Source organism: Leisingera sp. SA32, assembly GCF_056033425.1.
Map to the genome: position 1 here is coordinate 518,699 of NZ_JBVYHB010000002.1, position 9,941 is coordinate 528,639.

The window sequence follows — 9,941 nt, forward strand, 5'->3', positions numbered from 1 at the left end:
CGCAGACCTCAGATTCGGGATGATGATGACGATGAGCGACGAACCGCAACGCAGCCAGTGGAACACGCTGGACAAGGACCTGAACCGGATTTCCCAAGTGGAGCTGGCGACGAGCTATGTCTCGCGTCCCTTGGTGGCACCGGGGATCGCGCTGGCCTTTATCGTGCTGGCGGGCCTGGGCGCCGGCGTGTTCTTTGGCGGCTCTGCCATGAGCATGGTGGTGATCGCCGCAGCTGCCTTTGGCGCCTATATGGCGATCAACATCGGCGCCAATGACGTGGCCAACAACATGGGACCGGCGGTGGGTGCAAATGCGCTGACCATGGGCGGGGCCATCGTGATCGCCGCCATCTGCGAGAGCGCAGGTGCCCTGCTGGCGGGCGGCGATGTGGTTTCGACCATTTCCAAAGGCATCATCGACCCCACCGCAGTGGCCAATGAAAGCATCTTCATCTGGGCGATGATGGCCGCGCTGATTTCCTCGGCGTTGTGGGTAAATCTGGCCACCTGGGTCGGCGCGCCGGTGTCGACCACCCATTCGGTCGTGGGCGGTGTTCTGGGCGCCGGCGTTGCGGCCGCGGGAATTGCCGTGGTGAACTGGCCGACCATGGCCAAGATCGCCGCCAGCTGGGTGATCTCGCCGGTGCTGGGCGGGGTGATCGCGGCGGCGTTTCTCGCCTTCATCAAGGCCAAGATCATCTACCAGGACGACAAGATTGCCGCCGCGCGCCGCTGGGTGCCGGTGCTGGTGGGCATTATGGCCGGCGCCTTTGCCGCCTATCTGGCACTGAAGGGCCTGAAGAAGATCGTCAAGATCGACTTGCAGACCGCGCTTTTGATCGGGGCTGCGGCCGGGGCGCTGTCCTATGTGATCACCGCGCCGCTGATCAAACGCCAGTCCGAGGGCATGGAGAACCGCAACAAGTCGCTTAAGGCGCTGTTCGGCCTGCCGCTGGTGATTTCCGCGGGGCTGCTGTCGTTTGCCCATGGCGCCAATGACGTGGCCAATGCGGTCGGCCCCTTGGCGGCCATTGTGCATGCAACCGAGTTTGGTGACGTCGCCTCCAAGGTGACAATCCCAACCTGGGTGATGGTGATCGGCGCTTTTGGCATTTCCTTTGGCCTGTTTCTGTTTGGCCCCAAGCTCATCCGCATGGTCGGCAGCCAGATCACCAAGCTGAATCCGATGCGCGCCTACTGCGTGTCGCTGTCGGCGGCGATCACCGTGATCGTGGCCAGCTGGCTGGGGCTGCCGGTGTCCTCGACCCATATTGCGGTGGGGGCGGTGTTCGGTGTCGGCTTCTTTCGCGAATGGCACATGGAGCGCCGCCTAAAGAAATCCGCAGAAGGCCGCCCGTCGGAGAAGCGCATCGCACCCGAGGAACGCCGCCGCCGCAAGCTGGTGCGCCGCAGCCACTTCATGACCATTGTCGCCGCCTGGGTCATTACGGTGCCGGCTGCCGCGCTGCTGTCGGCCGGGATCTACCTGCTGCTGAACGCCATCACTAGCTGAGACGGGGCAATTTCCTGTCAGCCCCACCTGCCCCCCCCCGCCGGAGTCCCTCCGGCGGGTTTTCTTTAACTTGCGTGCGCAGCGACCGATCCGGATGCCCGGTGCAACCGCGATTGCTGACAGGAAAACTTTTGGGCATCTGTCGTATCGTGTCGCAACCCGCCGCCAGTCCTTCAGCCTGCCGAACATAATCTCAATGCGGTTGCGCCGCTTATATCGGCGTTTGTCGTATCTGATGGCTTTCTTGCGCTGCTTTCGGCCGGGGATGCAGGCGCGTATCCCTTTGTCTTTCAACGCTTCTCTAAACCAATCGGCATCATATTCGCGATCTCCGAGAAGCCACTGGACGTCAGGCAGGCCACTCAGCAGCGCCTTTGCACCGGTGTAATTACGGACCTGCCCGGCAGTTACGAACAGGTTCAGCGGACGGCCCTGGCTGTCACAGATTGCGTGCAGCTTGGTGTTCATGCCGCCCTTAGTGCGCCCGATCAGACGCCCACGCCCCCCTTTTTATCCCCAAGACTGGAGGCTGTACGGTGTGCTTTCAGGTAAGTTGCGCCGATCATCACGGTCTTTTCCTCACCGTGATCAGCAGCCAGACCGGCCATCATCTGGGCAAAAATGCCCTTGTCGCTCCACCGCTTCCAACGGTTGTACAAGGTCTTGCGCGGGCCATAACCTTTGGGAGCATCACGCCAGCGCAAGCCATTGCGATTGATGAAGATAATTCCGCTCAGAACACGCCGGTCATCAACAAGCGGCTTGCCGTGGGACTTTGGAAAATAAGGCTCAAGACGGGCCATCTGCGCATCCGTCAGCCAGAAAAGATCGGACATATCACCGCTCATTTTTCGAACCGTGAATCACGCCACCTACCGGAAATCAATGGGTCCTGAGCCTAGCAGAGGACTTCGTTATGACGATCAGAGAACGCTCGTAGCCGGAGCTGCTCCTGCCCATTTGGAACAGGATACCAGCTCAAGAGCCACATCGCGCGTCAGGTCAAAAACGACGTTACGGGCCTTGTTGGGCGGAAGCCTTTTGGAAGAAGCCAGACAGACGGTTCGTTGAATAGGCGGATTGACAATTTCTGCGGCTTGGATTGATCCACCGAGCACCTCATGAGCAATTGCCGCCTTGGATACGATTGAATAGCACGATCCTTCCGAGGCAAGTCTAACGAGAACTGACGGTGCGTCTGCCTCGAACCGAAAGTTCAGGGTGATGTTGGCATCGCTCGACCATCGTTCCAGGACAAGTCGCAAACCGTGTGGCGGTCGCGTGCCGACTAAAGGCACCTTGGCAAGCTGTCGCGCGTCAACCGTGTCGCCTTGGATGAGGGGGGCGTCCGCGGCGCCGATGAGGTGCAATCGCTCGGTCAAGAGGGCTTCCGATGTGTGGTCATCGGTCTCGTGAACATTGAAGAGCACCGCGATATCCGCACGCCCCTCGCGCAGGTACTCCTCCAGATCGCCGCTCATGAGCTCGAATATCTGGAGCCGCACGCCCGGGTATTTCTCCGCCGCTGCCAGCATCAGCGGTGGCGCCAGCACCGAGCAGATCGACCCGGGCAGGCCCAATCGGATCTCGCCGTGAATTTCGTCGGCGCCTCGGCGGTAGCGACGCTCCGCCCGCTCCACAAGCGTCAGAATCTCGCGCGCATGGGCGCTAAAATCGCGCCCGTTGGCCGTTGCCGAAACACCGTGGGCGCTGCGATCCAGGAGCTGCGTGCCAAGCGCGTCCTCCAGCTTTTTCACATGCTGGCTGAGCGCGGGCTGTGCGATATTAAGCGACCTTGCCGCCTTCGAGAAGCTGCCCAGGTCCAGAACGCGCAAGAAGCTGCGAATATGTTTGTTCTCGATCATGAGGTTATAATCTTTCGAAATAATGTGAATATCAATATTGTATTTCTGTATCGCCACATCAGTCCTTTAAGATGTGTGCAAGGCACGTGCTCTGCGTGCGGTTTGGGAGGAGCCAACATGAAACGTTCACAGACACTCGCGCTTGCGGCAGCCACAATGGCGTTTGCTGCACCGGCTTGGGCTGATTTTCCGGAAAAGCCGGTCAACCTCGTGGTTGGGTTTCGCGCGGGCGGAGGCAGTGATACCGCGGCGCGTATCCTGGCGACCGAGATGGAAGCCACGCTGGGGCAGAAGATCATCGTCGAGAACCGCGGTGGCGCCGGTGGTGCGGTTGCGACAGAATACGTCCGCGCGCAAGACCCTGACGGCTACACCATCGGGTTTGCAGTTGCGACGACGTTTTCGTTCACCCCGCTCACCGGTAGCGTCGCCTACACGCCGGATGACGTGACCTTCATCGCCACGACGCATGGCTATCGGACCGTGATGGTCGCGCCGGCGGACGCCCCCTTCGACAACTGGGCCGGCATGCTCGAAACCGCCAAGGAACGTGGATGGATCAATTATGCGTCGATCATCCCGCTGGACCGCGCAATCATGCAGTATGTCGGCAAAAAGGAAGACATCGCGATCAACATTGTGCCGACCCGGGGCGGTTCCGGTGCGCGGCAGGCCGTGCTTGGCGGTCATGTGGACTTGGCGTTCTCGGGCTCGAACGCGCTGCCGATGATGGAAGACGGCGCCTTGAAGGTCGTCGCGGCCCTGAACCCGGAAGGGATCGAGGAACATCCCGACATTCCGACATTCCGACGCTGGACGCGCTTGGTTATGGCGTCAACGCCGTTGAGGCGGCCGTGTTCTTCGGACCGGCCGACATGGATGTCGACGCCTTGGCGAAACTCGAAACCGCGCTGGCGACAGCCGTGCAATCCGATACGTTCAAGGATTTCGTGAACAACAAGTTTCGGGGTTTCGAAACCTTCAAGACCGGGGCAGAAACCGCCGAGGGCATCACCTTAGACGCCAAGGCCTACCGCGACCTGCTCGACTTTATTTCGGAATAAGCGCGATGTCGCCTTCCTCCAGAGGGCCCAGCGATGCCACATCGCCGGGTCCAGCGACCGACCTGATCCTTGGGATCGTGATTGTCCTGTTCAGCCTTCTCCTGCTCTTCTGGATCATTCCGGCCCAGGTGAATGACGCGGGAGCCTTCGGACTTCCGCCCAGTCTTGCGCCCCGCGCGCTGGCCTGGCTCATGGCCGCACTTGGCGCCGCGCTGATTGCCGGGAACTTGCGTCATGGTGAGGACGACCCGCTGGCCGGGAGACTGACGTGGCAGGATACCGGGCACCTCGCGCTATGCATCCTTGCGGTCGTGTTGATGCTAATCGTGATGCGGTTGGTCGGAGACGCGATCGGACGGCCTTACTCGGGGTTCTGGATCGGCGCCCCCCTGGGGTTGATCGCATTTACGCTGATCCACACCCGTGCCCCGCTTTGGGCCTATGCATTCAACGCATTGGCTGCGCCCGCCGTAATCTATGCCGGGTTCTGGTGGGGCCTGGAACTGCCTTTACCCTGACTGGAAGCATCACATGGATATCATTTTCGCAGCCATGCTCGACGCGCTATCGCTGACGACGTTTCTGTCAGTCGTGCTCGGCGTCATGATCGGGATCGTAATCGGCGCCGTGCCGGGGCTAAATGCTCCTATGGCCATCGCAGTGGCCATCCCACTGACATTCACGATGGCGCCGCTCGCAGCGATCGGCATGCTGGTAGGCGTGATGAAGGGTGGTGGCTTCGGCGGAGCAATCGGGGCGATCCTGCTCAACACGCCAGGCGAGCCGCACTCTGCCGCGACGACCCTCGATGGCCATCCTCTGGCCAAGGGCGGCAAACCGCGCAAGGCCTTGCAGACAGCTCTCTATTCCTCTGTCGCCGGGGACAGTTGCTCGGACCTTGTACTGATCCTGTTGGCGCCCACGCTCGCAATTTTTGCCCTTCGGGCCGGACCGGTCGAGCTTGCGGCTATCCTCGTGATCTCGCTCACGCTGATCGCTTCCCTGTCGGGCCGCTCGCTGACCAAGGGGATATTTGCCGCGGCCCTTGGTGCTTTCCTTGCCACGGTCGGGGTGGACCCCGAAACCGCGTCCCCGCGCTTTACCTTCGGGCAGGTCGACCTCTTCGACGGCCTTCCTCTCGCGGCCGTTGCCATTGGCGTTCTCGCCGTACCCGAAATCATCCTGAGGCTGCAGGAGGGCCGTCGCTACCGCCCCGATGCCAGCAGGATCGTTGCCAACAGCGAGGGCGATGACCGCCTGACGTTCGGCGAATTCCTGGCCCTGCGACGCACGGTCTTTCGCGGCGCGGGTATCGGAACGGCCATCGGCGCCTTGCCGGGGCTTGGTATGACGCTCGCCGCCTTTCTGAGCTACGCCGCCACCAAACGGTTCTCGACAGCGCCCGAGAAACTCGGCACCGGCGCGACCGAGGGCATTGCCGCGACTGAAAGCGCTAACTCTGCTGTCTCAGGCGCGAACCTGATCCCCCTTCTGACGTTGGGTATCCCCGGCAACCTCACCGCTGCCCTTCTGGTCGGTGCCTTCCTGATCCATGGCGTGACGCCTGGGCCACTGATCTTCCAGCGCGATACGTCGCTGGTTTACGGGCTCTTTGCGGCGATGATCATGGCCAACGTCATGGTGCTGATCCTCGGAAGCCTGGGGCTTCGCGTCTTTGCGCTGATCGTGAAGGTCCCGCCCTTCGTGATCTATCCCATCGTACTGCTGCTCTGCGTCGTCGGCATCTATGTGAGCCAGGGCGGGTTCTTTGCCGTCGGGGTCATGCTAGCCTTCGCGGTGCTGGGCTTCTTCATGCTGAAACTGGAGATCTCCATCGTCTGCTTCATCATCGGGCTTGTGCTCGGCCCGATGATCGAACTGTCGATACGCCAATCCGTGATCCTGCTCAGCCGTAACCCGGCTGCCATCCTCGATCACCCCTTCGCGCTGGTCCTGTTTGCCGCATCGCCCTTCGTGGCCTGGCTGCTGATCCGCGACCGCAACCGCCTGTCCGACGGCTAAAGGAAAGGAATTCCATGAAAGCCCCTTACACACCTGATGCCAAAGGCCCGCTTCATGGCCTGCGGGTTGTCGATATGACGCGGCTCGCCGCTGGCAACATGATGACCCACATGCTGGCCGATTTCGGCGCTGACGTGATCAAGATCGAACGCCCCGGAAAGGGCGACGACCTGCGCCGCTTCGGCGAAGCCGAAAGCTGGTGGAAGGTCTATGCCCGCTCCAAGCGGAGCATGGAACTGGATTTTCGCTCGGAGGCAGGGCGCGCCGTACTCGACAAGCTGATCGCTAGCGCCGACATTCTCTGCGAGAACTTTGTCCCCGGCACGCTCGAAAAGTGGGGGATGGGGCCGGAGGAGCTTTGGAAAGCCAATGATAAACTGATCATCGTGCGAGTGTCGGGCTGGGGACAGACCGGACCCTACAAGGACAAGCCGGGCTTCGGCAGCCTGATCGAAGGCATGTCCGGCTTCGCGGCGATGACAGGCTGGGAAGACAAGCCGCCGCTTCTGCCACCGCTGGCTCTGGCCGACATGGTCGCCGGGATTGCCGGGTTCGGTGGTGTTCTGTCCGCCGTGATTGCCCGCGACAAGGGCCAGACGAAAGGCCAGGTCGTGGACCTCTCGCTGTTCGAGCCTCTCTTCGGCATCCTCGGCCCCTGGGCGGCGACCTACGAGGCGACCGGCAAGGTGCCCAAGCGGATGGGGAACTCCAGCGAAGTCGCGGCCCCGCGCGGCCTTTATCCGACGAAAGACGGCAAATTTATCGCCATGTCGGCCTCCATGCAGTCGATGTGGGAAAAACTCGCGGCCGCCATCGGACGGCCCGAGCTGAACGACGATCCACGCTATGCAACCTCGCGCGCGCGGGTTGAACATGCGACAGAGCTTGATGCCATCATTGCCGATTACATGAAGACCCGGACGCTTGATGAAAACCTCGCCTTTTTCGAAGCCAAGGGCGTCACCGTCGGCCCGATCTGCGACATCTCGGATCTGGTCGATCATCCCTATATCCGTGGCCGCGGCGTGTTGCAGGATTACGAATACGACGGCATGGAGCGCCTGCCGATGCACCAGACCTTTCCGCGTCTGAGCGCCACGCCGGGCGCCGTACGCGCCCCGGCGCCGAGGCTGGGCCAGCACACCGCGGAAATCCTGGCCGAGCTTGGCATCGACGATCCGGGCAAGGCCTGCCCCGCCAGGGAAGGTGCGTGATCATGTGGCGCTCCCTGCTGTTCATACCGGTTCTGGAAGAGACGTTCATCGCCAAGGCCGCAAGCCGCGGCGCCGATGCCGTCGTTCTCGATCTCGAAGCCAGCGTCGATCCCGCCCGCAAGGACGAGGCCCGGGCGGCGCTGCCAGACGCGGTCTCGCGTCTCGCGTCGCAGGTCGATGTGACGGTGCGCATCAATACGCTCTGGTCACCGGCGTTCCGCGACCTCGAAGCCAGCGTGATCGAAGGCGTCTCGGCGATCCATCTGCCGCTTTGCGAGACCGCCGCACAGGTTGAGGCCGTCAGTGAGATGATCGACGAACTGGAACGGGAACGCGGCCTTCCGCAGGGCAAGATCCGTCTTATCACGTTGCTCGAGTCGGCCGGTGCGGTGCTGAATGCGCGGCAGATCGCGAGTGCCTCCCCACGGCTTGCCGCCATGACGGTTGGCGTCGAAGACTATGCAACGTCGATGGGCGTTGCCGCCACCCCGGAGGTTCTGACGCCCGCGGTTCAACAGGTCAACCAGGCCGCGCGGGCCGCCTCGGTTGCCTCACTCTCGGTCGCCGCGAGTATGTCGGATTTTCGGGATGTCGAGGGGCTGCGGGCCGCGGCATCTTACGCCCGCGCCATCGGGACCACAGGGGGCTACGCGGTACATCCGGCACAGGTGGCGGTTCTCAACGACGTCTTTTCGCCCACCGAGGCCGAGCTTGAATGGGCGCGACGTGTCGTTGAGGCAGCCGAGATTGCCGCCAGGCAGGGTCAGGGTGTGACGAAGGCCGACGGCCAGATGATCGATTTACCGCTGGTGACTCGAGCCAAATCCATTATCGCGCGCGAGCAGGCGTCTGACTGATTCACCGAATTCTCAGCATCGTAATGCGCTCGCGCCCAGCGGCCTCAAAAGCGTCGGCCAATCCGCCGACAACAGAGCGACATCGACCGTAAGCCTCACACCGCAGCCTACATCTGAGATCATTCGCCGTTAAAGCCATTGCGCCCGCGTGCAACGAAGGACGGTTAACCTGAATGACGTGCATGTAACCTTCTTGTTGCAGCTGAACCGCGCCGGGTTTGCCGGAGGCTGATTTCAGTTAGTTACGCGGCTCGTGCCTCAGTTTCCAGAGCGGCGTAGAAATTGGCCTCTGCTTCTGCCGGCGGAATGTTCCCGATAGGCTCGAGCAGACGGCGGTTGTTGAACCAGTCCACCCATTCGAGTGTTGCGTATTCCACCGCTTCGAAGTTTCGCCAAGGACCGCGGCGGTGAATGACCTCGGCCTTGAAGAGACCGTTGATCGTTTCGGCCAGCGCGTTGTCATAGCTGTCCCCAACGCTGCCGACAGAGGGCTCGATACCAGCTTCTCCCAACCGCTCTGTGTACTTGATCGACAGGTATTGGCTGCCGCGGTCGGAGTGGTGAACAAGCCCCATCGCCTTTGTCGGCCGCCGCTCGTGAACAGCCTGCTCCAGCGCATCGAGAACGAACCCGGCATGCGCCGAGGTGCTGACACGCCAACCAACGATCTTGCGGGCATAGGCATCGACAACGAAGGCGACATAGGTGAACCCCTTCCAGGTGGCGACATAGGTGAAATCGCTCACCCGGAGCATATTTGGAGCAGGCACCCGGAATTGCCGGTTCACTTTATCCAGCGGGCATGGGGCCTTCTTGTCGGGCACAGTCGTCTTGTGCGGCTTGCCCCGGATGATACCTTGAATACCCATGCTCCTCATCAGCCGGGCGACCGTGCAGCGGGCGACGTCGAAACCTTCCCGTTGCAATTGCCGCCAGACCTTCCGCACGCCATAGACTCGCCAGTTCTCTTCGAAAACCCGCCGGATCTCGGGCCGCAATGCCGCGTCACGCCGGGCACGGTCCGACCACCGGGCCGGATCAGCCCGCTTCGCCAGGTGGTCGTAATACGTGGAAGGGGCAATCGGCAGGACAGTGCAGATCGGCTCGACCCCATACTCCGCGCGATGCATGTCGATAAATGACACCATCACTTCGACCGGCGGTCGAGCTCCGCCATCGCAAAATACGCTGATGCCTTGCGGAGGATCTCGTTCGCCTGGCGCAGCTCGCGGTTCTCCCGCTCCAGCGCCTTCAGTTTGTCGGCCACATCGGTTGGAACGCCCGCCCGCTTGCCGCTGTCGACCTCTGCCTTCTTCACCCACTCATTCAGAGTGTGCGCCGAACAGCCGATCTTCGCGGAGATCGACATGATCGCCTGCCAGCGGGAACTGTGCTGGCCCTGGTTG

9 protein-coding genes, 1 pseudogene and 1 other annotated feature are annotated in these 9,941 nt (G+C 61.8%); of the genes and pseudogenes, 7 read left to right on the top strand and 3 right to left on the bottom strand.

The features are described from left to right. The first annotated feature begins 31 nt into the window (after nt 1–31). On the top strand, nt 32–1,513 hold the full coding sequence (locus tag AC0IPL_RS05125; protein ID WP_474272570.1) for an inorganic phosphate transporter: 1,482 nt from the start codon (nt 32–34) through the stop codon (nt 1,511–1,513). 102 nt (nt 1,514–1,615) lie between these two features. On the opposite strand, the pseudogene AC0IPL_RS05130 reads toward AC0IPL_RS05125, so the two are convergent. Continuing rightward, a pseudogene (locus AC0IPL_RS05130) lies at nt 1,616–2,349 on the bottom strand (IS5 family transposase); the annotation flags it as partial. An 87-nt stretch (nt 2,350–2,436) separates the two neighbouring features. Further along, nucleotides 2,437–3,378, bottom strand: a complete 942-nt coding sequence (locus AC0IPL_RS05135) for a LysR family transcriptional regulator (protein WP_474272571.1) — start codon at nt 3,376–3,378, stop codon at nt 2,437–2,439. On the opposite strand from AC0IPL_RS05135, the gene AC0IPL_RS05140 reads away from it, so the two are divergent. The 6 genes from AC0IPL_RS05140 to AC0IPL_RS05165 are packed head-to-tail and all read left to right on the top strand — an operon-like array spanning nt 3,361 to nt 8,535. Beyond that, nucleotides 3,361–4,332, top strand: coding sequence for a tripartite tricarboxylate transporter substrate binding protein (locus tag AC0IPL_RS05140; RefSeq protein ID WP_474272572.1), 972 nt, complete (start codon nt 3,361–3,363; stop codon nt 4,330–4,332). The genes AC0IPL_RS05135 and AC0IPL_RS05140 overlap by 18 nt on opposite strands. Next, the gene (locus AC0IPL_RS05145) at nt 4,302–4,442 is read left to right on the top strand and encodes a hypothetical protein (protein ID WP_474272573.1); all 141 of its coding nucleotides are present in this window, start codon (nt 4,302–4,304) and stop codon (nt 4,440–4,442) included. Before AC0IPL_RS05140 ends, AC0IPL_RS05145 begins: the two co-directional genes overlap by 31 nt. A 5-nt stretch (nt 4,443–4,447) precedes the next feature. Further along, complete coding sequence (locus tag AC0IPL_RS05150; RefSeq protein ID WP_474272574.1) at nt 4,448–4,960, top strand: tripartite tricarboxylate transporter TctB family protein; 513 nt, start codon at nt 4,448–4,450, stop codon at nt 4,958–4,960. Nucleotides 4,961–4,973: 13 nt separating this feature from the next. Continuing rightward, complete coding sequence (locus AC0IPL_RS05155) at nt 4,974–6,464, top strand: tripartite tricarboxylate transporter permease (RefSeq protein WP_474272575.1); 1,491 nt, start codon at nt 4,974–4,976, stop codon at nt 6,462–6,464. Nucleotides 6,465–6,478: 14 nt separating this feature from the next. Further along, nucleotides 6,479–7,678 (top strand): CaiB/BaiF CoA transferase family protein, encoded by a 1,200-nt coding sequence (locus AC0IPL_RS05160; protein ID WP_474272576.1) that lies wholly within the window; start codon nt 6,479–6,481, stop codon nt 7,676–7,678. Between the two features lie 2 nt (nt 7,679–7,680). Beyond that, a complete protein-coding gene (locus AC0IPL_RS05165) occupies nt 7,681–8,535 on the top strand; it encodes an HpcH/HpaI aldolase/citrate lyase family protein (protein ID WP_474272592.1) in 855 nt (284 codons plus the stop codon). Between the two features lie 242 nt (nt 8,536–8,777). Here the strand turns inward: AC0IPL_RS05165 and AC0IPL_RS05170 are convergent. After that, nucleotides 8,778–9,941, bottom strand: a protein-coding gene (locus tag AC0IPL_RS05170) for an IS3 family transposase (RefSeq protein ID WP_474272577.1) whose coding sequence is annotated in 2 segments (ribosomal slippage) — nt 8,778–9,718 and nt 9,718–9,941 — 1,165 coding nt annotated over the 2 segments. Because the reading frame shifts where the segments join, the coding sequence is not laid out codon by codon here. This gene is flagged as partial in the annotation. Further along, nucleotides 9,609–9,725, bottom strand: a sequence feature (AL1L pseudoknot). It overlaps the preceding gene by 117 nt.